The following is a 24,854-nucleotide window of genomic DNA, read 5'->3' as shown; positions in this document are numbered from 1 at the left end:
GGGAATTCCTTCAATAAGCTGTATAGACTAGAAAAAAATGGCTGCGATAGTGCTATGGATGGATTTTAATGTTACAAACCATTGATAAAACAGTAACAATTGTGTCAGATTATTTAAACTATAGTTTTTTTGTACAAAAATGTCTTCGTATGCGTTAGAATTGGGTAATGTAAATTTACGGAGGTTTTACAATGTTTACATTCAAAAAATATATGAACAAGAACACATTTTCTAAATTAGCGATCTATGCCGTTGTCATCGGCATCTTCTGGATGAAGATGTCCTATATACAGTCCAATATCTTTTCACTGAAAGTAGAGAATACGAATGAAGCCTTTATCTTGGCCTTCAACCCGCTCAGCAGTATTCTTCTGATCTTCGGATTAGGGATTTTACTCGCTGGACGTAAAGGGATGTTCGTGTCCTACATTCTTGGTTCTATCTTGTTATATGTCAACATTCTCTTCTATAGAGAGTACAATGACTTCATTACGATCCCGATGCTGAACCAGGTAGCGAACCTGGCTGATCTCGGTGGCAGTATTACAACCATACTTTCTCCAACGGATGTTTTCCTATTCGTTGATGTATTGATTGCCGCATTCCTTTTATTCTATTTGAAGCCGGATCGATTGACGCGCTTCATGCCTAAGCGCCGTGAAGGATTCATTCTTGCTGTAATTGCAATCCCATTATTCCTTGCGAATCTGGCTTGGGCTGAAACAGAGCGTACAGATCTTCTTGAGCGTACATTCGACCGCAATATGCTTGTGAAGTATATCGGTCTGATTAACTATCATGTGTACGATGCTGTACTTCAAGGTAAGACGGAAATGACGAAGACACTGGCAGACAGTAACGAATTGGTGCCAGTCATCAACTATCTGAATGAAAATAAAACACCGGACAGCGATCGTCTGGAAGGCGTGGCAGAAGGTAAGAACGTCATCGCCATCTCTCTTGAGAGTACACAGACGTTTGTTGTAGACAATACATTGCACGGTGAAGAGTTGACTCCATACTTCAACGACCTGAAAGAAGAAGGAATCTACTTCGATAACTTCTATCACCAGGTAAAACAGGGACGTACGTCAGACTCTGAGTTCTTACTAGCGAACTCGATGTATCCTTTGAACCGCGGAGCTGTATTCTTTACGCACTCTGAAAATGAGTACAAAGGAATGCCGGGTCTGCTTAGTGACAATGGATACTTCACGAATGTGATGCACGCGAACGATAAGACGTTCTGGAACCGGAATGTCACGTATGAATCTTTAGGGTATGACGATTTCTTCTCGAAAGAAGATTACACGATTACACCTGAAGAATCCTTCGGGTGGGGATACCTGGATGAATACTTCTTCTCGGATTCCCTTGAAAAGATGAAGCAGATGGATAAACCGTTCTATTCGAAGCTCATCACGTTAACGAACCACTACCCATTCGATCTTCCTGAAGACAAGAAGCTGATCGAAGAGGGAGAGACAAACAGTGGAACATTGAACCGCTACTTCCAGACGATTCGTTACCAAGACGAAGCGCTGAAGCAGTTTATCGAGGAGTTCAAGCAGTCCGAACTCTATGACAATACGATTCTCGTAATCTACGGTGACCACTTCGGTATTTCTGAGAACCACCAGAAGGCGATGGGTCAGTACTTGGATAAAGAGATCAACGATTTTGAACAGTTCCAGCTGCAGCGAGTGCCGATGCTGATTTACGGTGAAGGCATTGAAGCTGAGAAGAACCATACGGTAGGTGGACAAATTGACCTTCGTCCTACCATCACGAATTTACTTGGAATTGAAGATCCAAACCCTGTCCAGTTCGGACGCGACCTGCTTGATGAAGACCGTCGTCAATTCATGATCACTCGTGACGGTGACTTCGCTAGTGAAGAATACGTTGGAATTCAAGGGGTCTGTTACGACCGCGAGACAGGTGAGAAAGTAGAGTCGGATGCATGTTCAGAAGGATTTGAAAAAGCACAGGAAGAGCTTCAAATGTCTGATGATGTCATCTACGGAGACCTGCTGCGCTACTTGGATGAAACCGAAATGATTGAAAAAGAAACGACAAAAGAAGAATAGTACAGAAAAGCTGCCCTCAGATCGCTGAGGGCAGCTTTTCTTATCAGTGGAGTAACCTACCACCAAAAACCATAAAAAACGCTCAGGAGCGCTCCTGAGCGTTTTTTAAACGGTATTCCCGATTATTAGAAGAAGTCTGCCCATACTTTGATGGTTGTGGCTAAAATAAGCAGGGCAAGAACGGTTTGTAGAACCTTCGTATTCACTTTCTTGCCAGCCATCGCCCCGAGAGGTGAAGCGATTAAGCTCGCAACCACCATGATGGCAGCCGGGAAGTACTCCACTTGACCTGTTGTCACTTTACCGATGGTTGCTCCGATCGATGAAATGAGTGTAATCGCGAGTGAAGAAGCGATGGTCATTCGAGTCGGAATCTTCAATACGACCAGCATAATCGGAACGAGTAGGAAGGCACCCGCTGCCCCGACGATTCCGGCTCCAATCCCGACAATCAGAGCAAGTGAGGCTGCCAGTCCTTTATTAAAGGTAATACTATCCATGTCTTGGTCGTCTAATCCTTTTTTCGGGATAAACATCATGACGGTTGCGATCAGTGCCAAGAGACCGTACACAAAGTTAATGCCGCCTTCACTCATGAAACGTGAGCCATACCCACCGATGAAGCTCCCGATTAGAATGCTGACACCCATATATAAAATAAGCGGTTTATTCAGGTAACCGCCTTTCCGGTACGCCCAAACGCCCCCAATCGTAGCAAAGAATACTTGAACGGCGCTGATGCCTGATACTTCGTGAGCTGTAAAAGCCGTAAACCCTACCATAGGGGGTATATATAAAAGCATAGGATACTTGATAATGGATCCACCTATACCGAGCATTCCGGAAAGGTAAGAACCTGCAAAGCCAATGAGAAAGATTGTGATGATTAATCCGAACTCCATGTTGATAACCTCCTTGAAAAAAGGGAACCGTGCAGGGTTCCCTTTTTGTTGATTACAGAGACGGACGTGATAGGTCAGGGACCATCAGGACGTCTCTTCGATATCGATTCAGCCTTTTTTGATCCAGAACTTGAATACGCCGTTCTCTTCTTGGTGATCTAGAAGTTCATGGCCGCCTGATTTTGCCCAGGCAGTAAGGTCACTTTTAGCACCTGCATCTGTTGCTTGGATTTCAAGTACTTCACCAGATTCCACTTCTTTCATGGCTTTCTTTGTTTTTACGATGGGCATTGGGCAGGCTAATCCTTTTGCGTCTAATACTTTTGATACGTTCATTGTCAATACCTCCATAATGGTTGTTGTTGTATTCTTCTTTTTTTACGAGCGATTCTTAAGCTGCTACTTAACGTACAGCACAGCGGTTTGGTCCGATTTCCATTTCTCGCTGCTTTTCATCTTCTGGGTTGATTTTACCCATGTTCGTTTCGCGGATTTCTTGATAAGCGTTTGGTTGTGGTGGCAGGTTCTCTGTCACCATTTTTCTGAATTCGTCTTGGTCATCAATGTTCAACCCGTGGTTCTTCTCGAAAAGAACCCCCAGCTTCTCTGCTACAGTACCGTCTTCGTTCAACTCATCCATGATCATGAAGTGAGCAGGAAGCACGATAAGGTCATCAGAAAGCTCCTGATAGCGTGTATAAAGCGTTTCACGAAGGTCCATGACCCAGTCTTCTGCTTTGCCGGCGAGGTCAGGGCGGCCGATTGAATCGATGAACAGGATGTCACCCGTCATTAAATACTGGTCATCCACAACAAAGGATGTCGATCCGATTGTGTGACCGGGAGAATAGAGTGCATTGATATCGATTTGGGTGCTTCCAATCGTGACATGCTCTCCGTCTTCCAGTTTTGCATAATCGAACGTGACGTCTGCTGCGTCTTTCGGTGGAAGCCAATACGTGCCTCCTGTTTGCTCGGCTAGTGCACGACCTCCGGAAATGTGGTCAGCGTGTAAGTGTGTGTCAAAGATGTGCTTGATCTCGACACCCAGCTGTTTGGCGAAGTCGATATAGATATCGGTCATGCGTGTTGCATCAATGACAGCTGCTTCGCCGTTTGACACGACCATGTAGGAAAGGCATCCTTTCCCGATACGAACAAACTGGTAAAGCTCTCCCCCGTCTTTCAAGTCGCTCACTTTGACCGGCTCCAGGTGTTCGCTCCAAGCTTTCATACCGCCTTCGAGTGAATAGATGTTGGGAAGTCCTTCTTCTTCAAGCATTTCTCCTACCATCTGGGAAGAACCGCCTTTAGCACAAACGACCAGTACATCCTTATCCTTTGGTAAATCATCGATGATTTCTTCTACACCATCCAGTAGATCGAAATAGGGTACGTTCATATAGTCGAAGCTGTCGCTTTCAATCTTCCAGTCTTGGAATGCGTCTTCCGTGCGCACATCAAGAATGAACAAGTTTTCTTTATTCAGTACTTTCTTCGCTACTTCTTTAACAGTCATTTCTTTAATAGTCAATTCCTTTTACCCCCTTAGGTATATTTTTGTCGAAAAAAATTTACTGATTGGAAGTGGTATCAAACGACCATTCGCTCATTCCAGGAACGACGTTATAGACCGTTTTGAACCCTTTTTCCGTTAATTTCTGTGCAGCCATGTCACTGCGGTTCCCTGTCCGGCAGACAACATAGACTTGTTTGTTTTCGTCTACTTCCCCTGCGCGTTCATCGAGTTCACCAAGTGGAATCGATGTGGCACCAGGAATGTGTTCAAAGGCGTACTCAGCAGATTCACGTACGTCTAAGACTAGTGTGTCTTCGTGGTTAAGAGCTTCTTTCAGGTCATCATTGCTTACGACATTTGGGTGTTTCTTTTCCTGCGAGTCTTCATCACTTGATTTACGAACATAATGCTTCAGTACGTCACCTTCTTCGATAGTACCGAGGAACTGGTGCCCCGCACTCTTCGCCCAGGCGGCGAGGTCGGCTTTTGAGCCTTGATCTGTTGCAAGCACTTCAAGTACTTGACCCGCTTCAATGTCCTTCATCGTTTTCTTCGTTCTTACGATCGGCATCGGGCATGCAAGTCCCTTAGCATCTAGAGAAAAATCCGTTTTAATGTCCATTTGTCATCCTCCTATAACCCCTATGGGTATTCATTTGGTGATACGATTACTTCGTTGGACCTTCCCAGCTCATCATTCCGCCTTCCATGTTTGTCACATCAAGGCCTTTTTGTTCCAGGATTTGAGTGGCTTTTCCACTTCTGCCGCCTGAACGACAAACCATAATATATGACTTGGATGAATCAAGTTCACCTGCGCGTTCATCGATGGTACCGAGCTTAATGTGCTTGGCGCCAGGAATCATTCCTTCTGCTACTTCATCATCTTCACGTACGTCGATGATGTTCAAGTTCTCGCCTTGATTCAGCTTTTGTTCGACTTCTTTCGGTTGGATTGTTTTCATTGTTAAAGTTCCTCCTTAGATAAATAGGTTTACATTACCGTCTTCGGCATCACCGAGGTAGGCAGCGACACCAGCATACTCGATTTCATCGAGCAGTTCCGCTTTTTGCAAGCCGAGTAAGTCCATCGTCATCGTGCAGGCCACCAGATTCACGTCTTGTTCCTGTGCCATATCAATGAGATCAGGAAGTGGCATAGCGTTGTGCTTTTTCATTACATTTTTAATCATTTTTGGACCGAAGCCTGCATAGTTCATTTTAGAAATGCCCATCTTATCAGCACCTCGCGGCATCATCTTGCCGAACATCTTTTCAAGGAAGTTCTTGTCTGCTTTGATTGGTTCATCTTTACGGAGGGCGTTCAACCCCCAGAATGTGTGGAAGATGGTCACCTCGTGATCGTAAGCAGCTGCTCCGTTTGCGATGATATAAGCAGCCATCGCTTTATCGTAATCTCCACTGAACAGAATGATATTGGTTTTCTTTGTTTCCGACATGTTTGTTCCTCCTCATTGAATATACATATACGTGTTAGGGTATTTATAAACATAAAATTTTTTATCTGCTTTTCACTAATAGTTGCACAGCTTCATTAATGGATTCTTCTGTGCTTTCCTCTTCATCTGCTTCTCGTATGCACTCCACAAGGTTGGAGCTTACGATAAGACCCATTGTTCGATCAATCGCGCTTCTGGATGCGGAAAGCTGCGTAATGACGTCTTTGCAGTCTTTTCCTTCTTCCATCATCTTCAGAACCCCACGAAGCTGTCCCTCGAGTCGCTTCACACGATTTTTCATTGCATCATTGTATTCCATCGTTAGACCTCCCTTTGGTGAAGTGGTGTTTTTTTGGTTGCTGTGATCAGCACATGTATTATCATATACCCCTGTAGGTATAATGTCAACACCTAAGATTGATTGATTATCATCCCGTGCTAAAGGCTGCTGTGAGAGTTATACGTACACGCGTTTAAGGAAAGGATGGAGATAAAAGGAGGCACGAACATGGAAATAGCCGAGGATATGTTGAAGGTTCTTGGACGCATTGTCACCATTCTACCACTGTTATTAGTGCTGACATTATATATGGGAAAACGTTCAATCGGGGAGCTGCCTGTATTCGACTTGCTTGTTTTACTTGTGCTGGGCTCAGTTGTCGGAGCGGATATCGCCGACCCAGATATCGATCATGTTCATACAGTCGTCGCCATGTTGATGATTGTTTTCCTGCAGAAGATCATCATCTGGATCAAGTTGAAAAACAGGAAGGCAGGTAAACTGTTGACGTTTGAACCGACAGTCGTGATCTATCAAGGAGAGCTTATCGAGAAGAACATTTCGAATATCAACTATTCGATCGATAATATATTAGGAATGATGAGGGAGAAGGGGGCATTTCTAGTATCGGATGTCGAACTTGCCATTGTTGAAGCAAATGGGATGTTATCCGTAAAGAAAAACGCGGGCCAAGAGCCTGTGACGCGCATGGATGAAGGCGTCCAATATAGGGGTGGGGGTTATGAAGTCCCTGTGATCCTTGATGGCGTGATCGAGTCAAAGGCTTTAGTAGAGCTGAATCATACCGAAGAGTGGCTGAGGCAGTCTCTGCACCATTTAGGTGTGCATGATACTCAGCAGGTCTTCTATGCAGCCATTACCGATCAAGGGCAGATCTCCGTTACAATCAAAGGAAGGATCATAGACAGCTTCCCGCCTATTCAACATTAGGAAAAGCCAGGCAGGTGCCTGACTTTATCGGCTGTTTTCCATACAGGAAATGAGGCGTTTTTCGATATCTTGTGCGATGGCTGTCATCGTATCGTCTTCAACCATAGAGATGAGCGCAGTCGGCTTAGGCATGCCGATCTTTGTTTTCGTTCCTTCTTCATAAACGACGATTTTGCAGGGGAGGAAGTATCCAGCCAGAGTATTTTCTGTAAGAACGCGCTGGGCTTCTTTCGGATTACATACTTCAAGGATTCTAAAATCTTTTTCAAATTCCAATCCTTTTTCATTAAGCTTTCCTCTCAAGTCAAAGTTCCAAAGCATGCCGAATTTCTCTTCCTGCAAGCTTGATTCCAGGCTCTGTACTGCCTCGTCCAAGTTTTTGTCTGTTTCAACCGTATAATGGAACATGTAGATCCTCCTTCAGAATGGTTTCGATTTTACCATACCCTTAATGGTATCCAATCAATCATCCTTTTCCACTGAAATTCCATTTGCCTCAGGTGCCAAATCATTTTAACTTTGAACGATATGTATTAAAATAGAGAAAGTAGATGAGAGGACGTGAGGAGAATGGAAAAAGAGATTAAATTGATAGCCCTCGATTTGGACGGAACACTCGTCAGCCATGAGGGAGAAGTATCAAAAGCCAATGAAGAGGCTGTGAAAAAGGCGAAAGAAGCAGGCATTCATGTTGTGTTGAGCACGGGTCGTTCTTTATCACGCTGCCGTGATATTGCAGAATCGCTCGGTCGCTCTTCTTATATCGTAACCATTAACGGTGGAGAAATTTACGACCACGAGTTTAACCTTGTCGAACAGAACCAATTGGCCCACGAACACGTCAAACGACTATGGGAGTTGAAGAAAGAACACGGACTTTACTTCTGGTCTTCAACGGTTCAAGGGTTATTCAATGAGGTCGATCCATTCGAGGATGAAGTAGAAGACTACGATTGGCTGAAGTTCGGTTTCGATATTGAAGACCAGGATGTAAGAGACGTCATCCTTCAGGAGCTGAATGAGAACGAGCACCTTGAAGTGACGAACTCCAGCCCTACGAACATTGAGGTGAACCCTGTCGGTGTCAATAAAGCAGCTGCCTTGAAAAAAGTATGCAGGTGGTTGGACCTATCGATGGATGACATTATGGCTGTCGGGGACAGCGTGAATGATTTAGCAATGATCCGTGAAGCGGGATTCGGTGTAGCCATGGGCAATGCACAGGACCTGATCAAAGAGGAAGCGGATTATGTGACGGGCACAAACAAAGAAGACGGTGTCGCTCAAGTCATCCACAAAGTACTGGAATCTTAATACGGAGTTTTTTAATTAGTGATAAAGAGCCAGGAGGACCTGGCTCTTTTTTTGTGCGCTTTTTGAGAACTGGTAAAATGTAAGCGTTTGCTCAATTTTGGCAGGATTCAGTTGATGAACCGAGAATACTATTATTATCGTTTCAAAAATATCAAATATTAGGAGGTTGTGATGAGAGCATCCTACATAACCGAAGAGCATGAAATACTGCGGAAGTCGTTGAAGAAGTTTCTCGAGAAGGAAGCTTACCCACATTTTAAAGAGTGGGAGGAGAAGGGGGAAATTCCAAGATCTTTTTGGAAGAAGCTCGGAGACCAGGGTTATTTGTGTCCTTGGTTGGAGGAGGAATACGGAGGGGTTGGAGCCGATTTCGGATATTCGGTCGTGCTGAATGAAGAGCTGGAAAAGGTGGGAACCGGCACAATCGGAATTGGTCTTCACAATGATATTGTCGTTCCGTACCTGGCGGAGTATGGCACGGAAGAGCAACGGAAAAAGTGGCTTCCGAAATGTACGACTGGAGAGTGGATCACCGCTGTCGCCATGACCGAGCCTGGAGCGGGTTCTGACCTTTCAGCCATTCGGACGTCGGCTCGTAAAGAAGGGGACTCCTATATTTTGAACGGTGAGAAGACCTTTATTACAAATGGGGTACATGCAGATGCTGTAGTTGTCGTGTGTAAGACGAATCCGAAAGCACAGCCCGCGCATAAAGGGATCAGCTTGCTGCTGGTAGAAAAGGACACGCCGGGTTTTTCAAGAGGCAGGAAGTTAGAGAAGGTCGGGCTACACAGCCAGGATACGGCAGAGCTGATTTTCGAAGACGCAAAAGTGCCGGTGGGTCACCTGATTGGAGAAGAAGGGCAGGGCTTTTATTATCTGATGAATCAGCTTCAACAGGAACGGCTCATCGTCGGAATCGGTGCCATTGCGTCATGTGAGCGTATGTTGGAGCTGACGATTGCTTACGTAAAGGAACGGCAGGCATTCGGTCAGTCGATCGCTTCTTTTCAAAATACACAGTTCAAACTCGCGGAACTCGCGACTGAAATCGAAGTGGGGCGCGCTTTTCTTGACCGGACGATCCAAGCGCACATGGACGGAGAGGACGTCGTGAAAGAGGTGTCGATGTCGAAATGGTGGACGACCGATCTCGTGAAGAAGGTCGCCATGGAGTGCATGCAGCTGCACGGTGGATATGGATATATGGAAGAGTACGAAATGGCGAGGCGGTTCAGAGATGCCCCGGTTACCGCCATTTACGCAGGATCAAACGAAATCATGAAATCGATTATTGCCAAAAAACTTGGACTCACGTAGGAGGTAGGACGATGGAAGAGGTTGTCATTATTGAAGCTGTACGGACGCCTGTCGGGAAAAGAAAAGGAAGGCTCGGGGGGATTCGCCCTGATGAATTGTTTGCGCACGTATTAAGGGAGTTATTGAACCGTAGTGGTGTGGAACCTTCCACAGTAGACGATGTCATTGCTGGGTGTGTCACGCAGTCCGGCGAACAATCAGGCGACGTGGCACGCACGGCCGCCTTAATAGCCGGACTGCCGATTGAGGTGCCGGGTGTGACCATTGACCGCCAGTGCGGATCGAGTCAGCAAGCCGTCCATTTTGCCGCGCAGGCGATTGCCTGTGGAGACATGGATATCGTCATGGCTGGGGGTGTGGAAAGCATGACGAGAGTCCCGATGTTTTCAAATCGACAGGATGCTGTGGATAGTGAAAAATTGACGGGCCAACATGAAATGATTCATCAAGGATTATCAGCTGAGAGAATTGCGGACAAGTGGAGCTTAGCAAAGGAAGATTTGGATCGATATGCTGTAGAGAGTCACAATCGCGCGCTGAGAGCCATGGAAGAAGGGCGATTCGAGAAGGAAATCATGCCTGTTGAAGTGGAGCCGGGCAAATTTATGGAAGTGGATGAAGGGCCCCGTCCTGGAACCTCAATGGAGGGATTGGCCCAGTTAAAACCGCCCTTCAAAGAAAACGGCAAGATTACAGCAGGTAATGCCAGTCAAATGAGTGACGGTGCTTCTGCCCTTCTATTAATGTCGCGCTCGAAAGCTGACGCGCTTGGGTTGAAACCTCGAGCCCGGATTATTGCAAGAGCTGTGGTCGGTTCGGATCCGACACTCATGCTTACAGGGCCTGTACCAGCAACGTATAAAGCTTTACAAAAAGCTGGACTGAGTCTTGAGGATATCGACTTATTCGAGGTCAACGAAGCGTTTGCCCCTGTCCCGTTATTTTGGATGAAAGAAACAGGCGTCGATCATGCCAGGCTCAACGTGAACGGTGGAGCGATCGCGCTTGGACACCCTCTAGGAGCCACCGGGGCAAAGTTGATGACAACGCTTCTTCATGAGCTGGAGAGAACGGGGAGTCGTTACGGTCTTCAAGCCGTATGTGAGGGCTTAGGGATGGCGAATGCGACCATCATAGAACGATTGGAGGTCTAGCGTATGAAAGTGAAAGGTTTAGTGGCTGTTGTAACCGGCGGTGCCTCGGGTCTCGGTGAAGCGACCGCGGTCATGCTTGCTCAACTTGGGGCGACGGTCGTGATTGCAGATCGGAACAGAGAGAAGGGACAGAAGCTCGCCGATGAGATTGGCACAAAGGCTTGTTTTATCGAAACGGACGTCACGTCTGAACATTCAGTAACCTCAATGCTTGATCAAGTGTCGGAACAATTCGGATCCATTCACGTTCTTGTAAACTGCGCCGGTATCGCCATTGGGGAAAAAGTGATCGGGCGAGACAATATCCATCAGTATGAAAGCTTTCAAAACGTGATGAAAGTGAATGTGATGGGGACGTTCAATATGATTCGCCTGGCAGCTGAGCGGATGGAACGAAACGATGTGGACGAGCAAGGCGAGCGTGGGCTGATCATCAATACTTCATCGATTGCAGCGTTTGATGGGCAAATCGGCCAGGCTGCTTACAGTGCATCTAAAGGAGCGGTCGCAGCGATGACGCTTCCCTTAGCCCGCGAGCTGGCCCGTCATGGGATCCGGGTCATGTCGATTGCACCTGGTTTGTTCGAGACCCCGATGTCTGAGAAGATCCCGGAATCCGCTCGTGAAGCCGTGGGCAAGCAGACCCCGTTTCCAAAGCGGCTTGGGAAACCTTCAGAATTTGCCCAGCTCGTCGTAAGCATTGTGGAGAATACGATGCTGAATGGGGAGGTGATCCGCCTGGACGGCGCCATTAGAATGCAGCCCAAATAAGCCGTCGTACCCCTTGTCCTTGGATCATGGTGTGAGCTACTTTAATGAAAAAGGAGACGATGATCATGGCACCAACGTTAAAGAGTATGTTTGAACAAACGGTACGGAAGTTCGGGGAAAAAGAGGGATTGGTGGACGTCCGGTTAGGAACGAGGTGGACTTACAGGGAGTGGGATCTTGAAGTGAACCGGGTCGCAAACGCATTGAAGACGGCAGGCGTCGAGAAGGGCGACAAAGTTTCCACCGTATTGTTTAATACAGCTGAGTTCACGACGACGTTGTTTGCCTGCACGAAAATAGGAGCCATCTTCAATCCAATCAATTTCAGACTGACAGAAAAAGAAATCGAGTTTATTTTGACGGATGCGGAACCGAAAGTGGTTGTATTTGAACGGGCGACTGCCGGAGCTATACAAGCTGTAGCAGAATCAATGGAGGAGGTACGTTTCTGGTCGGTGGATGATCCGGAGGTCTCTTATGGAGATTATTTTTACGACCAGACAGCAGCTGTCTCGAGTGAACCCGTCAAGGAGGAAGTGGAGGAAGATGACCCCTACGCTATCATGTACACTTCGGGTACGACAGGGCTGCCGAAAGGTGTTGTACACAGCCACCGGGATATGATGGATCAGGCGATGATCATGGTAGCCTGCTTGAGGCTGACAGATGATGACCGTGGACTGACGGTTGCTCCGATCTTCCACTGTGCTGAGTTGCACTGTGCCTTTTTCCCGCGTGTGATGATCGGAGCTTCGAATGTGTTGATGCACCACTTCGATCCGGCCGGGTTGATTGAAACGGTGAAGCAGGAACAGATCACAACGATGTTCGCTGCTCCGACGATGTGGAATATGGTGCTACAGGAAGAGTTTACGAAGGAAGACTTCCAGACGCTTAGACAAGCACTGTACGGTGGCGCCCCGATGGCTCCGTCCTTAACGACACGGCTTCATTCTTCCATTGGCGTAGCGTTAATCCAGGCTTACGGCATGACAGAGATGGGACCGGCGATCACGGCACTGATGGAGGATGAGCAGTTGAGTAAAGCGGGTTCGGCTGGTAGAGCACTTTTGAATCATGAAGTCCGAGTCGTTCGAACGAAAGAGGACGGCCCGGCAGAGCCTGATGACGTCTGTGAGCCTGGTGAACTTGGAGAAATCATCGTACGGGGACCCAGTACGATGGAAGGGTACTATAAGCGCCCAGAGGCCACAGAGGAAGCCCTGTACGGAGGATGGTATCATTCAGGGGATGTCGGCTCGTTTGATGAAGACGGTTACTTATGGGTGAGTGATCGTGTGAAAGATATGATTCTATCCGGCGGCGAGAATATTTACTCAAGAGAAGTGGAGGATGCCCTGTTCGACCATCCAGATGTCTTAGACGCTGCCGTTGTCGGTGAGCCTGATGAGGTATGGGGAGAGCGGGTGGTCGCCTTCATTGTTCGAAAAGGAGGAGAGCTCTCTGAGAAAGAGTTGGATGAGTTCTGCATCTCCGGAAACCGTTTGGCCAGATACAAGCGTCCGAGAAGGTACGAATTTGTAGACGAACTCCCGAGAAATGCGAGTGGGAAGCTTCAGAAGTTCAAGCTGAGGGAACAGACTCAAGTCATCCCCGATTAACACGTGAAAAAGCCCGAACGACGCATGAAGGTGGCGTGGTTCGGGCTTTTCGTGTTTTAATCGTTCATTTATAAAGAAAGGTTCGTATTAGCAAGAAGGTCAATCAGCGTGTACAGGACAAGTAGCGTCGCAGCAAGGCTTACATATCCCCAGTAGTTCCGTTTATCAGAGCGGATTTCCGAGATGCCGATGAGAAAAGTTGAAGCCGCAAGAGCCATCAACATGAGAGGAATCGAGTCGAAGTTCCGGGTGATGACTATGTATAACGATGAAACGATGACAAGAACGGAAAAAATAAGCCGGCTGATTCTTAGCATGTGATGATCTCCTTTTTTGTGGACTCAATAATGTATACGATATGAACTGACAAAAAGTTTCAAAAAGGGGAGGAATCACCTTCCCCTTTTTCCTTCTATGAGAAACGAGCTTTTACAAGGATTTCATTGTTTCAATCGGTTGAAGGCCGCGCACATCGTTGTAGTGGGCGAATGGGCAACCGAGTTTCTGAACGCGTTCGACGACATCGGTGAATGGAAAATGTTCAGGGCGCAGCTCTTCAGTGAGTTCATGCCAATACAACGGAACAGCCGTCGAAGCTTCCTGCTTGGCACGTGGAGAGTAAGGCGCTACGATTGTCTTTCCCTTTGCGTGCTGTACATAATCCAAATATAACCTTTTCCCTCGATTTTTCTTTAATCTTTCCATCGTGAACAAATCAGGCTTTTCCTTTATGATCAGAGAGGCTAGAGATTCGGTAAACCGGCGTGTTTCATCGTATGACATCGATCCCTCTTCAATAGGGATGTGAACCTGTATTCCTTTGCTTCCGGAGGTTTTGACAAAACTGTGCACGCCCATTTCGTTGAGCAGGTGATGCAGGAGTCTGGCAGCTAGTACAGCTGTAGAGAATGCATCACGGTCTGGCGGATCCAAATCGAACACGATCTCATCAGGATCCGTGCCACCGGCTTTTTGAAAAGGGATATGCCATTCGATAGCCGCCTGATTCCCGAACCAAAGCAGCGCTTCGACAGTCGTACACGTCATATAGGTTTTCCCTGCCTCTACCCACGCACCGATATAGTCCGGCGCATGGTCGGGAAGGTGCTTCTGGAAGAAAGACTCTGCCTCGATCCCGTCAGGATAGCGGATGACGGTCAGTTTTTTATCTTCAAGAAAAGGTAGCATGTAAGGAGCGATTTCCCTCAGGTAGATCAAGTAGTCCCGCTTTGTCTGGTTCGGCCACAATCGTTTGTCTTCATTGGAAACGGGCACGTCAGGTGGAACCATGGCTAAATCCCATTCCAACTGTTCCTTCGTGCAGGCCGCGGGCTTTAAATCAAACCGGAAGTCTTTAAATAACGGCTCTCGAAACTCTCCGTCATGAATGCCGAGGCAGTGAACATCGACACAAACACTCGGTGGGAGGTGCCAAACGCGATCGATTTCTTCCCCTTTTTGCTTGAAAAAAGCTTTTAACGTCTCGCTTTGATCATCATCAAGACCATGCTTGAATTTCCCGGTTGGAACGATTTCGTCTCCGTCATAAAGTCCACAACTGTAGTAGTCGTTTGAGGGATCGTATCTCGTTAGGAAAACAGTGACCGTACGCCAGTTTTTCACCTTCTGCCATTGTTTTGAACGGCGCCCGTACTGATAGGTGCTGTTCGTCTGCTTGGCGACCATCCCTTCCCCGCGGTGTCGTATGACAAGTTCATCGATCTGCTCGAGTTGTGCAAAGGATTCGACGAGCTGAATCCGGTCCGTCTTGAGCTCTTGAACAGCATGCGTTAACGCTTTTCTTCGTTTCGTATATGGAGCTTCAGGGTTTTTCAACAGGTCGAACGCCATGAAAGTAGCGGGCCGCTCCTCGGCTTTGTCCGTGATTTTGTCATCACTTCTAAGACGCCCCCGCTGCTGGATGGCTTCGAAATTGGCCTGATATGGTGTGTTCAGGATGACAAGTTCTCCGTCCAGCGTAAAAGGGAGGGTAGACGGTTTAATCGTTTCATGCAGCTTTGTAATTTCGGGGAACTGCTTGGATAAGTCCTTGCCGTTTCGGCTCATGAGCTGAATCCTTGAAGAAGTCCAGTGCAGCAAAGCCCGGAAGCCATCGTACTTCACTTCATAATTCCAATCCACTCCTGTAGGAGCTTCTGTCGTCATCGTCAATTTCATTGGCTTGTCCACTATAGATCTCCTCCTTTGTTTTTAGTTTGAGACAAATGGTGGTTCTTAAACGCTCAGATAGGATAAAGTCCGAATTGGAAGACCAAACTAAGGCCAAAAGGAGGTTGCCGCCATGCATACGATGTGGAAGGGAAGCATCAGCTTCGGTCTCGTGAACATTCCAATCAAGCTCCATGCTGCTACAGAGAATAAGGATATTAAGCTTCGTCAGCTTCATGAAGAATGCCATTCACCGGTCGAGTATAAAAAGAGATGTCCGGTTTGCGATCGTGAAGTGGAGTCTACTGAGATTGTGAAGGCATATGAATATGCCAAAAATAAGTTCGTGGTATTGGATGAGGAAGATTTGGAGCAGTTGAAGAAAGAACAGGAAGACAAAGCCGTCGAGATCATCGACTTCGTCAAGCTTGAAGAAATCGATCCGATCTACTTTGAGCGCAGCTATTTCATGTCCCCTAATGAAGGAGGGACGAAAGCCTACGGACTTCTAAGGCAGGCGCTAGCTGATACAGGAAAAATCGGAGTCGCAAAAATTATCATCCGGTCCAAGGAACAATTGGCGATTGTACGAGTATATGAGAATACACTAATAATGGAGACCATTCATTTTCCTGATGAAGTGAGAAACGTGCAGGATGTACCGAATGTTCCAGAGGAATCGGAATTAAGCAAGAAGGAACTCAGTACAGCTGTCACGCTGATTGAGCAGTTGACCGAGGCATTCGATCCTGAGAAATACAATGATGACTATCGAACAGCCTTGCTTGAATTGATTGAAGCGAAGCGGAACAATGAAGAAGTCAAAACAGCGAAGGATCCGAAAAAGCCGGACAATGTCACCAATCTCATGGATGCTTTGGAAAAGTCCCTGGCCAATACGAAGGAAACGAAGAAGAAAACGACCAAAAGGAAAACAACTGCATCAGGGAAGAAGAAAAAAACCTCATAATGATAAGGTTCGTCCCAGTTTTTGTCGGATGCAATTCCTGTATTTAGGATGGGTTTTGTAGTATAATTAGGATAGAAACCTACGGGTCGGAGGGTAGCATGTATGAGCTTACGAACGGAAGAGCAAGCTGAACATTTAATGGCCTCAGCCAAAGCATCGATCGCAATTGAAGGATTAAGCCTTAATCAAAAGCAGGAATCCCTTGTGAAAATGTGCCTGACCGGAGCCATTACGCATAAAGAATTCATTAAGCGGGCGCTGGAACTTTCTCGCCATGCCTGAATCCAGGTATGGGAGTGGATCCTCCCGCTATTGTTATGCCGGCACCGACGTATTGATCAACCACTATGACATCATGGATGATAGGCAGCTGCAGTCGATGGAGACGATTCTTTCAACCCAGCGGCTGTCTGAACTTCAGGAAAAGCCGGTGCAGGGTGATTTCGATTTACGCCATCTATTACGGATCCATGAATATATCTTCAAAGACTTGTACCCATTTGCCGGAGAATTGCGGACAGAGAATATTACGAAAGATGGTTTTTCTTTCGCGCAAGCCAGATTTCTCCGTGATGCCTCGGAACCGATTTTTTCATCCTTGATGAGCGAGAGTTGGGAAACGATGGCTGTCGAACAGCTGGCTGAACGATTGACGTACTACATGGCCGAGCTGAACGTTCTCCACCCGTTCCGTGAAGGAAATGGGAGGAGTCTGCGGGAGTTTATAAGATGTCTGGCTCTTGAAGCAGGCTGTCACCTGGATTGGTCCATTGTACCGAAGGAAACGATTTTTCAAGCTAGTGTTCAATCGGTTCGTCACCCGGAACCACTGAAGCGGGTGATTGAACAATCCTTGATGAAAAGATAAGGCACTTCTGCTAAAACGAGCAGAAGTGTCTTTTTGAATTCAGTGCTGAAAAAAAGGAATCCCTTTCCATCCTGCAAATCCATCCATTATAATGGTGAATATCAGAAAAATCAGAATGGTTGAGTCATACACTCTGAAAAAGGGGGAGACGTGGATGGCTGTAAGGGTGAACGATGTGATGGATCTGCCCGTTCTGCAAAAAGCCAAGCGGTTAACAGAGGCCTATAACAATGAAATCCAGTGGGTCTCGGTAATGGAAGCGCCAGTAGAGCATTACGTCCGCAATCAAGAGTTCGTGTTAAGCACGGGCATGGGGTGTGGAGAGGATCCACAGGCACTGGAGGAATATGTCCGGGACGTCATTGAGTCCGGTGCCTCTGCGCTTGCTTTTGCTACAGGAAGATACCTTTACCAAATCCCTGAACCGATTATTCAGCTTGCTGATTCCCGGGGGATGGTGCTGCTCGAATTGCCGTGGGAAATCAGATTCGGAGATGTCCTGCAGGAAGTACTCCAGATGATTACAAAATCAAAGGAAAGTGAGCAGAAGCGTACCGATCAAATCAGACAGACACTGATAAACTGCGTGCTGAACGGGGAAGGGCTAAACGAAATCACATCCATTCTCTACAAGGAGACGGGCATTCCGGTTGCCATCAGTGATCAGCATAAGAGGGTCCGTGCCAATCACGCATTCGACCGTTTCTTAATCGACGTCTTGAACGGGAAAGAATCGGGGGTCGTCTCGACCACGACCGTCCACCCTTTCAGTGAACACCCACTGTTCCACTTTATTGAGAAGTACATGGTGGATTCGTCTTCCTGCTATCAACTTACGATTACGTCCAATTATAAAAAGCAGGGGTACTTATTGTTCCAACCTGAAACGGAGGGCGAGCTGACATGGTTCACGCTCACTGTCCTTGAGCATGGGTTAACAGCCTGTGCGCTCTATTTCGTAAAAGAGAATGCGATTGAAATGACGGAAATCCGTTTAAAGGATAACTTTCTGCTGGATCTAGCGAGAACCGATCAACCGGTCGATGCGTCCAAAGCGAGGTTGTTAGGGTACGACTTGGACCGCTCATACATGTGTCTCGTCGGGCACATCCATCCGACCGTTGAATCACCGGGGTTCAGTTCATCGGATGAAGGGCAGACCTCCTCTATGCACAGCCGGAATTATTATGTACAGAAAGAGCTGACTCGAGCAGGGGATGTGCTGAAGAATAAAGTGATGGCAACGTTTGATGATCAAGAAGTGATTGTTTTCCTCGAAGGCAGTCCGGACTCTCAGGAGGAAAAGGCCAATCAGTTTCTGGACCTCGTCGAGCGCAGGCTTCATGACCTGCTGGCGGACCATTCGATCACCTGGGGGGTCTCGTCACTTGATGAACGCAGCACACCTTTTCATCAGCGATATAAAGAAGCATCGGCGGCGTGGAGAATCGGCAGGCAGCAGACGGAGGCTTCCCGCACGTTTTTTTATCATACAAAAATGAACCGGGTGCTTATGGCTCTTTCGATGGAGGGTGAAATCGATCAGATTGTGGAGGAGACGCTAAGCCGGTTAGTGGATTATGATACGAAAAGACAGACTGATTTGATTCACACGTTCATGGTGTATAACAAGCACAACAGTAACGTCAGCAAAGCGGCGAGAGAGCTGAACCTGCATCGTCAATCGCTGCTTCACCGGCTGCGGAACATTGAGCAGTTAACGGGGCTTTCGCTTCTGAATGCAGATGATTTATTTTTGTTGGAGTTGTGTGTGAGGCTTTGGAAGCTGAAGCAGATATGAGAACAACCCCCGGTCGAATGATGTGACCGGGGGTTGTGGTGTGTACCGCTATTTTTTTTTCTAATGTTTGAAGTGGCTGATCTGTTCCTGCAGTTTACTCGCTTCACGAGCGAGCACTTCACTCGTGGAGGAGATTTCTTCGATGGAGGCGTTCTGCTCTTCGGTTGCAGCGGCAACTTGTTCGGAATGCTCAGCCGCTTGGGACGAGATCATATTCATCGTCTGGAAGGAACCGACGAGATCTTCGGTCTGCCCTGTCATCCTTTGAATCGAGTCGTTGATATCCTTCATTCCGCCTGAGAGCTGAAGGACTTCCTGAGTAATTCGCTGGAAGGACGTTTCCGCTTCCTCTACAATTTCGACGCCTGATTTTACAGCCTGGTCATTCTGATTCATGTAATCCACGGCTTCTGTCGTTTTGACTTGAACATCCTGGATCAGGTTCATAATGCTGTTGGCTGACTGGTTGGACTCTTCCGCAAGCTTCCGCACTTCATCGGCCACAACAGCAAACCCTTTGCCGTGCTCACCGGCCCTTGCGGCTTCGATGGCGGCGTTCAGCGCAAGCAAGTTCGTTTGTTCGGATATATCTGTAATCATGGAGATGATCTTGCCGATTTCTGTGCTCTTCGCTTCGAGTACTTTAATCGTTTCATTCGTAGTTTCGGTATTGGCATTTATTGTATGCATCTGCTTCAGGGCGGATTGTATCAACTCCTCCCCGGATTTTGAAGTGGCTGCCGTCTCGTTGGTTTGGTCCGCGAATTTGTTCACCTGTTTCGACACGGATGACATGTCTGCGGATAGATGCTGCACAGCGTCTGTCGCTTCTGTCGATCCGTATGATTGCTTCTCGGATCCGGCGGCTACTTCCTGTATAGCTGTCGTGACTTGCTCGGAAGCCTTCGCACTTTCTTCAGCATTTGCGTTCATCTGCTCAGAAGCTGCGGCGACTTGTTCTGAGGATGCTGCAACGGATTGAACGAGATTCTTTAAACTGTGTTTCATCTGATTGAAGTTTAAGACGAGCTGACCGATTTCATCTTTCGTCTGAACTTCAAGGTCTTCAGAGGTAAAGTCACCTTCTGCAATGTGGGTGGAGTGTTCAGCCAATTGCTTCAGAGGCTTTGTCAGTCTTTGTGTGAACCACCAAATCAAGACAGCACCAATTATGAGTGCTAATCCGAGCGTGATCAGCATCGTATTCAAGATTTGGTCGGCGCCGCTGTTGAAGTCCATCATATATGTACCAGCGACTACGTTCCAACCCCATTCCGGGTAATGGTAAGAATACGATACTTTCGCTGCTTCAGATTCCGGGTCATTCGGAAGCGGCCATTCGAAATACGTGAAGCCTCCACCGTTCTGAGCTTGTTGAATCAGTTCCTGAGCGACCTTCACACCGTTTGTATCCTGAGAATCCCAGATGTTTTCTCCCTCTAAAAGGGGGTGGGCAAGCTCGTTCCCTTCGTTATCCAATACGAAAAAGTATCCGTTCTCGCCAAGGTCGATCTCTGAGTTGATGGGTCTTGTGCCATCTTCCTTCATTTCTCCTAGGAGCTTTACTTTAATCATTTCTTGTGCATCCTGCTCCGTGATTCTACCTTCTTCAACCGAATCCTGAACGACTTCGATCATATCCACAGCCTGATGAACACTGTTTTCCAAGTTCGTCTTTCCTAACTCGTTCAAGTGACTCTGACTGGATTGAAACCCTAGTACGCCAACAACAATCGACGGGACAGCAAGTAGAATGAATGTAACGATAAAGATTTTCGTCCTGACCGATTGATTGCGCTTCCAAAATTGTTTCATAAAAAAACCCCTTTTCTAGTTGTATAGAGCGCATTCTCTATTTCTACTATCGGAAGGATATGCCTTTCTATCAAATGCGAATACAAAAAAGCAGAAAGACCGAAATAGGGTCTTTCTGCTTCAAGACTGTAAGTATGCAGAACGGTTCTGTTATGAACGTGGTGGTCAGTGGGGTTGAAAATAACTCGCTTTCCGAAGGGTGGCGCCGAGCCTCATCGGACTAACGTCCTGTGGGGTCTCGCCACAACCACTGATCCCGCAGGAGTCTCCTTATTTTCCACCCCGCTGTCCACCTCAACTTGTAACAGAACCATTCTCCATACTTTATGGCTGCATGCTTCGGAAGAGGAAGGCGGCTAGTTGTTCTCTGGTTACAGAGGCGTCTGGTCGAAACGTGCCATCCCCGTACCCGAGGGTAATTTCATTGTCGGCTAAGGTTTGGATGTAAGGTGCTGCCCATGAATCAGGGGAAACATCAGAAAACGCCATTTCGGTAGAAGAGGATTCAAGGTCGAAGGCTCCTACTAGAATTTTGGCCATCTGAGCACGTGTCAGCGTTTGGTTCGGGTAAAAGAATCCGTCACCGAAACCATCGATCACCTTTTCCTCCTTCAGACGTGCGATGGCATCATAGGTGCTCATGCCGGGCTTTACATCGTCAAAGTCAGGGGCGGGTGGAGTGTCTTTTGAAAAAACAATACTGCGGTTGAGCATCAGGCTTGCTTCGCCACGTGTTACGTTGCGATCAGCGCCAAAGCTTCCGTCCCCGTATCCTCGAAGAATCGTTTTAGAAGTTAAAGCGTCGATGGCATCCTTAGCAAAATGGCTGTCTGAAACATCTGTGAAGCTTACAGGTTCCTGTGGAGACAGGACACGCCAGTACGCATTTGCAATCGCCTCGTATCCTTCCTCATTCGGATGGACATCCGTCTCGTCAGGCAGGTAATCCAGCGCTTTTTTCTCGATGGCTTGTTGGACAGGAACGAATGTCGCATCGTTCGTATCCGCTACTTTTTTAATGACCCGGTTGAACTGAAGGAGGGCCAGGTTCAGCTTCAACTGTTCCTCTTCAGGAAGTCGCGGGAATGGGTTGTAGTAGCCCATCAGATAAATATCTGCTTCTTGATTCAGCTCTTCGATTTCGGTCACAATCGAGGTTAGATTCGACTCGACCTGCTGAATGATTTTCGTGAACTGTTCGATATCCACCTCAGCTTCTTGACTCTCTGGGTTAATATCAAGGTTCTGCAGGACGTCATTGGCACCTGCGCTTATCGTCACGATATCCGCATCCGTTAGCAGAGGCTGGATGGCGTCTCCATCAAGGTTCAGCTTATTGCTGCGGATATCTGTCAGAACGTCCTCTGTGGTGTACCCAGGATAAGCGAAGCTCTTATCATAACGATTTAACAGACCGAGTTGAGTGAAGTGGTGGGCTAATAGATCGGAATAGCCGCTCTCAGGGATGGTTCCTTCTTCATAGTCTGGCGTCAGGCCGAATGCCAGCGAGTCTCCTAAGGATACGTAAGAAACCTCTGCATCATCGGCAAAAGCTGTGTGCCAGGGAATCAGCAGGAATACGGTAAGCAGGACCAACGTTATTTTTTTCAATTTGTTCCTCTCCTTTAAAGAAATATCTCTGTTTAGGGAGAGAGCTTGAACCTTGCAGTCCAAGCTCTTGATTCATTCTTGATCGGTCTGTATTCTACAGTGCCATTATGGAACGTCATGCCCCATTGAGCTTTGTAGAATCTCAAACCACTGGTCGTGGTTCAGTTTGATGTCGAGTGAAGCAATGGCCCGATCGATTCGTTCCGTTTTGCCTGATCCAATGATCGGTATAATGTTCGCCGGGTGATTCAACAGCCATGCATACAAAACTTGATCGATGCCGTCAGCCCCGGTTTCCTGTTGGACTTTTTCAAGCGTATCGCGAAGACGTGCCGCTTTCTCATCTTCTGCATGGAACACCTGTCCGCCAGCAAGCGGTGACCAGGCCATCGGTGAGATTCGTTTTTCCTGACACAAATTAAGTGTGCCATCCTCAAAGTTCTCTAGATGATAGGCAGACAGTTCAATTTGGTTCGTGATCAAATCAAACGGCAGGTAAGATTGCAGCATGTCCCATTGATGGTCCTTGAAATTCGAGACTCCGAAGTAGCGGACTTTGCCATCTTTCTTGAGTTGCGTGAAAGCCTCTGCCACTTCTTCACCGTCCATGAACGGATCGGGTCTGTGGATGAGCAGTGTATCGATGTAATCCGTTTTCAAGTTGTCCAGAGAGTTTTCCACAGATTGCACAATGTGCTCCCGGCTTGTGTTGTAGTGGTGCGTCTTGTGCTGTGGACGGTTCTCAGATGGGAGCACGATACCGCACTTCGTCACAATCTCCATTTTGTCACGTAAGGAGGGTTTAAGCTCCAGCGCTTCTCCGAAAAGGGCTTCGCACGTGTAACTGCCGTATATATCCGCGTGGTCGAATGTCGTAATCCCACGTTCAAGGTTGTGTTCGATCAGGCTTAGCGTATCTTCTTTCGACTGATTCCAGTCTGATAAACGCCATAGTCCGTGGACAAGGCGGGAGTAGGATAAATCATTCGTCATTTCAATTCGTTGCATGTTCATTCTCCTTCGTATCGTATAAATTTTCATGGGGTTGTAAAGTAGGGACGTCGATTTGAACAGTGTCCGGGTATTTGATGCCGGCGCCTGTATTCAAAACGACGACTCGGTCGCTTTCTTGGATCCACCCTTTATTGCGTAAGGTCCGGGCTGCAGAAAAGGCTGCCGCTCCTTCTGGACAGACGAATGTACCTTCTAAGGAAGCGGCTGTCTTTTGTTCCTCGAGAAGTGCGTCTTCTGAGACCGCAATGGCACAGCCATCTGTATCATATAGAGCATCGAGAACGAGGAAGTCTCCCAATGCTTTCGGCACATTGATGCCAAAAGCGACGGTTGAAGAGTTCTCCCAGAACGGTGCTTCTCGATCGCCTTTTCTCCAAGCTTCGACGATTGGAGCACAGCCTTCCGATTGAACGGCTACGAGACGGGGCATTCGATTTTCGTCGATCCAGCCGAGTGCTTGAAGTTCCTTTAATGCTTTGTGAATCCCAATCAGCCCGACGCCGCCCCCTGTAGGGTAAAGGATCACATCGGGAACTTCCCAACCGAGTTGTTCTGCAATTTCAATGCCCATCGTTTTCTTTCCTTCGATGCGGTATGGTTCTTTCAATGTCGACACATCGTAAAGGTTGTCCCTTTCAACGGCTCGGGCGACAATCTTTCCAGCGTCACTGATCAAACCGTTTACTAAATAAAGGTTGGCGCCAGAAACCGCACACTCATTACGCGTAATCTTCGGCGCATCAATAGGCATGACGATGGTAGAACCAATCGAGGCACGGGCAGCATAAAGGGACCAAGCCGCTCCGGCATTTCCGTTCGTCGGCATCGCAAGTTCACCCACGCCGAGTTCCTTCGCTTTAGAAACTCCGACCGCAGCTCCTCGTGCTTTGAAGGAGCCGGTCGGAATCGTGCCTTCATCTTTCATATGTAGCTTCGGAATGTTCATATCTTCACCGAGCTCAGGCATCGGAAGCAGCGGACTCATCCCCTCTCCTAAGGTTACCTTATATTGCTCGTCTTGTACGGGAAGAAGCTCATGGTAACGCCAAAGGTCTGGATTACGGGCTTGAAGCTGCTCTTTTTTCAAATGATGCTTCAAGCTGTCCAAATCATACTGAACAAGGAGCGGGCTCCCACATCTACATAAATGGTGCTCGGCGTCGGTCGAGTAAGTCTCCGAACACTTAGGACAATACAGGTGCGATACATAACTGTACTTCATT

At 47.4% G+C, this 24,854-nt stretch carries 25 protein-coding genes; 11 read left to right on the top strand and 14 right to left on the bottom strand.

Going from position 1 to position 24,854, the window contains the following annotated elements; all coding sequences use genetic code 11:
* Window positions 1–191: 191 nt before the first annotated feature.
* On the top strand, window positions 192–2,090 hold the full coding sequence (locus LCM20_RS11815; RefSeq protein ID WP_225195662.1) for an LTA synthase family protein: 1,899 nt from the start codon (window positions 192–194) through the stop codon (window positions 2,088–2,090).
* Between the two features lie 125 nt (window positions 2,091–2,215).
* Here LCM20_RS11815 and LCM20_RS11810 read toward each other — a convergent pair whose 3' ends face one another.
* The 7 genes from LCM20_RS11810 to LCM20_RS11780 all read right to left on the bottom strand — a co-directional run bounded on the left by LCM20_RS11810 (window position 2,216) and on the right by LCM20_RS11780 (window position 6,290).
* Window positions 2,216–2,992, bottom strand: a complete 777-nt coding sequence (locus LCM20_RS11810) for a sulfite exporter TauE/SafE family protein (protein WP_225195661.1) — start codon at window positions 2,990–2,992, stop codon at window positions 2,216–2,218.
* A 108-nt stretch (window positions 2,993–3,100) separates the two neighbouring features.
* Window positions 3,101–3,328 carry a sulfurtransferase TusA family protein gene (locus tag LCM20_RS11805; RefSeq protein ID WP_225195660.1) on the bottom strand — a complete coding sequence of 76 codons (228 nt, stop codon included), beginning with the start codon at window positions 3,326–3,328 and terminating at the stop codon, window positions 3,101–3,103.
* Between the two features lie 67 nt (window positions 3,329–3,395).
* Window positions 3,396–4,526, bottom strand: a complete 1,131-nt coding sequence (locus LCM20_RS11800; protein WP_225195659.1) for an MBL fold metallo-hydrolase — start codon at window positions 4,524–4,526, stop codon at window positions 3,396–3,398.
* A 40-nt stretch (window positions 4,527–4,566) separates the two neighbouring features.
* The gene (locus LCM20_RS11795; RefSeq protein ID WP_225195658.1) at window positions 4,567–5,133 is read right to left on the bottom strand and encodes a sulfurtransferase TusA family protein; all 567 of its coding nucleotides are present in this window, start codon (window positions 5,131–5,133) and stop codon (window positions 4,567–4,569) included.
* Between the two features lie 46 nt (window positions 5,134–5,179).
* On the bottom strand, window positions 5,180–5,476 hold the full coding sequence (locus tag LCM20_RS11790) for a rhodanese-like domain-containing protein (RefSeq protein WP_225195657.1): 297 nt from the start codon (window positions 5,474–5,476) through the stop codon (window positions 5,180–5,182).
* A 15-nt stretch (window positions 5,477–5,491) separates the two neighbouring features.
* Complete coding sequence (locus LCM20_RS11785; protein WP_225195656.1) at window positions 5,492–5,971, bottom strand: DsrE/DsrF/DrsH-like family protein; 480 nt, start codon at window positions 5,969–5,971, stop codon at window positions 5,492–5,494.
* Window positions 5,972–6,032: 61 nt separating this feature from the next.
* Entirely contained in the window at window positions 6,033–6,290 is a 258-nt protein-coding gene (locus LCM20_RS11780; protein ID WP_225195655.1) for a metal-sensitive transcriptional regulator, read from the bottom strand.
* 189 nt (window positions 6,291–6,479) lie between these two features.
* On the opposite strand from LCM20_RS11780, the gene LCM20_RS11775 reads away from it, so the two are divergent.
* A complete protein-coding gene (locus LCM20_RS11775; RefSeq protein ID WP_225195654.1) occupies window positions 6,480–7,202 on the top strand; it encodes a DUF421 domain-containing protein in 723 nt (240 codons plus the stop codon).
* A gap of 24 nt (window positions 7,203–7,226) precedes the next feature.
* Here LCM20_RS11775 and LCM20_RS11770 read toward each other — a convergent pair whose 3' ends face one another.
* Window positions 7,227–7,610: a DUF302 domain-containing protein gene (locus tag LCM20_RS11770; protein WP_225195653.1), complete on the bottom strand. Its 384-nt coding sequence runs from the start codon at window positions 7,608–7,610 to the stop codon at window positions 7,227–7,229.
* 162 nt (window positions 7,611–7,772) lie between these two features.
* Between LCM20_RS11770 and LCM20_RS11765 the strand changes: the two genes are divergently transcribed.
* The 5 genes from LCM20_RS11765 to LCM20_RS11745 all read left to right on the top strand — a co-directional run bounded on the left by LCM20_RS11765 (window position 7,773) and on the right by LCM20_RS11745 (window position 13,383).
* Window positions 7,773–8,516 (top strand): Cof-type HAD-IIB family hydrolase, encoded by a 744-nt coding sequence (locus LCM20_RS11765; RefSeq protein ID WP_225195652.1) that lies wholly within the window; start codon window positions 7,773–7,775, stop codon window positions 8,514–8,516.
* 171 nt (window positions 8,517–8,687) lie between these two features.
* On the top strand, window positions 8,688–9,836 hold the full coding sequence (locus LCM20_RS11760) for an acyl-CoA dehydrogenase family protein (protein WP_225195651.1): 1,149 nt from the start codon (window positions 8,688–8,690) through the stop codon (window positions 9,834–9,836).
* Between the two features lie 11 nt (window positions 9,837–9,847).
* Window positions 9,848–10,990 carry a thiolase family protein gene (locus LCM20_RS11755; RefSeq protein WP_225195650.1) on the top strand — a complete coding sequence of 381 codons (1,143 nt, stop codon included), beginning with the start codon at window positions 9,848–9,850 and terminating at the stop codon, window positions 10,988–10,990.
* Between the two features lie 3 nt (window positions 10,991–10,993).
* On the top strand, window positions 10,994–11,761 hold the full coding sequence (locus LCM20_RS11750) for a 3-hydroxyacyl-CoA dehydrogenase (protein WP_225195649.1): 768 nt from the start codon (window positions 10,994–10,996) through the stop codon (window positions 11,759–11,761).
* A 65-nt stretch (window positions 11,762–11,826) separates the two neighbouring features.
* Complete coding sequence (locus LCM20_RS11745; protein WP_225195648.1) at window positions 11,827–13,383, top strand: fatty acid--CoA ligase; 1,557 nt, start codon at window positions 11,827–11,829, stop codon at window positions 13,381–13,383.
* Between the two features lie 68 nt (window positions 13,384–13,451).
* Here LCM20_RS11745 and LCM20_RS11740 read toward each other — a convergent pair whose 3' ends face one another.
* Both LCM20_RS11740 and ligD read right to left on the bottom strand, forming a co-directional pair.
* Window positions 13,452–13,700 carry a hypothetical protein gene (locus LCM20_RS11740; protein ID WP_225195647.1) on the bottom strand — a complete coding sequence of 83 codons (249 nt, stop codon included), beginning with the start codon at window positions 13,698–13,700 and terminating at the stop codon, window positions 13,452–13,454.
* Between the two features lie 112 nt (window positions 13,701–13,812).
* The gene (gene ligD / locus LCM20_RS11735; RefSeq protein ID WP_225195646.1) at window positions 13,813–15,573 is read right to left on the bottom strand and encodes a DNA ligase D; all 1,761 of its coding nucleotides are present in this window, start codon (window positions 15,571–15,573) and stop codon (window positions 13,813–13,815) included.
* A 112-nt stretch (window positions 15,574–15,685) separates the two neighbouring features.
* On the opposite strand from ligD, the gene LCM20_RS11730 reads away from it, so the two are divergent.
* From LCM20_RS11730 to LCM20_RS11715, 4 genes are all read left to right on the top strand, one after another.
* The gene (locus LCM20_RS11730) at window positions 15,686–16,522 is read left to right on the top strand and encodes a Ku protein (RefSeq protein WP_225195645.1); all 837 of its coding nucleotides are present in this window, start codon (window positions 15,686–15,688) and stop codon (window positions 16,520–16,522) included.
* 102 nt (window positions 16,523–16,624) lie between these two features.
* A complete protein-coding gene (locus tag LCM20_RS11725) occupies window positions 16,625–16,804 on the top strand; it encodes a hypothetical protein (RefSeq protein WP_225195644.1) in 180 nt (59 codons plus the stop codon).
* Window positions 16,797–17,390 (top strand): Fic/DOC family protein, encoded by a 594-nt coding sequence (locus tag LCM20_RS11720; protein ID WP_225195643.1) that lies wholly within the window; start codon window positions 16,797–16,799, stop codon window positions 17,388–17,390. The genes LCM20_RS11725 and LCM20_RS11720 overlap by 8 nt, the downstream gene beginning before the upstream one ends.
* Window positions 17,391–17,544: 154 nt before the next feature.
* The gene (locus tag LCM20_RS11715; RefSeq protein WP_225195642.1) at window positions 17,545–19,191 is read left to right on the top strand and encodes a PucR family transcriptional regulator; all 1,647 of its coding nucleotides are present in this window, start codon (window positions 17,545–17,547) and stop codon (window positions 19,189–19,191) included.
* A 60-nt stretch (window positions 19,192–19,251) separates the two neighbouring features.
* Here LCM20_RS11715 and LCM20_RS11710 read toward each other — a convergent pair whose 3' ends face one another.
* From LCM20_RS11710 to LCM20_RS11695, 4 genes are all read right to left on the bottom strand, one after another.
* Window positions 19,252–21,006: a methyl-accepting chemotaxis protein gene (locus tag LCM20_RS11710; RefSeq protein ID WP_225195641.1), complete on the bottom strand. Its 1,755-nt coding sequence runs from the start codon at window positions 21,004–21,006 to the stop codon at window positions 19,252–19,254.
* A gap of 324 nt (window positions 21,007–21,330) precedes the next feature.
* Window positions 21,331–22,617, bottom strand: a complete 1,287-nt coding sequence (locus LCM20_RS11705) for an S-layer homology domain-containing protein (RefSeq protein WP_225195640.1) — start codon at window positions 22,615–22,617, stop codon at window positions 21,331–21,333.
* Window positions 22,618–22,722: 105 nt separating this feature from the next.
* Window positions 22,723–23,625, bottom strand: coding sequence for an aldo/keto reductase (locus LCM20_RS11700; protein WP_225195639.1), 903 nt, complete (start codon window positions 23,623–23,625; stop codon window positions 22,723–22,725).
* Window positions 23,612–24,853: a threonine synthase gene (locus LCM20_RS11695; RefSeq protein WP_225195638.1), complete on the bottom strand. Its 1,242-nt coding sequence runs from the start codon at window positions 24,851–24,853 to the stop codon at window positions 23,612–23,614. Before LCM20_RS11695 ends, LCM20_RS11700 begins: the two co-directional genes overlap by 14 nt.
* Between the last annotated feature and the right edge of the window lies 1 nt (window position 24,854).

It is taken from the genome of Halobacillus litoralis (assembly GCF_020171725.1).
GTDB lineage: Bacteria > Bacillota > Bacilli > Bacillales > Halobacillaceae > Halobacillus > Halobacillus litoralis_F.
The sequence above is the reverse complement of the archived record's forward strand: the minus strand, read 5'-3'. Positions and strand labels throughout refer to the sequence as shown.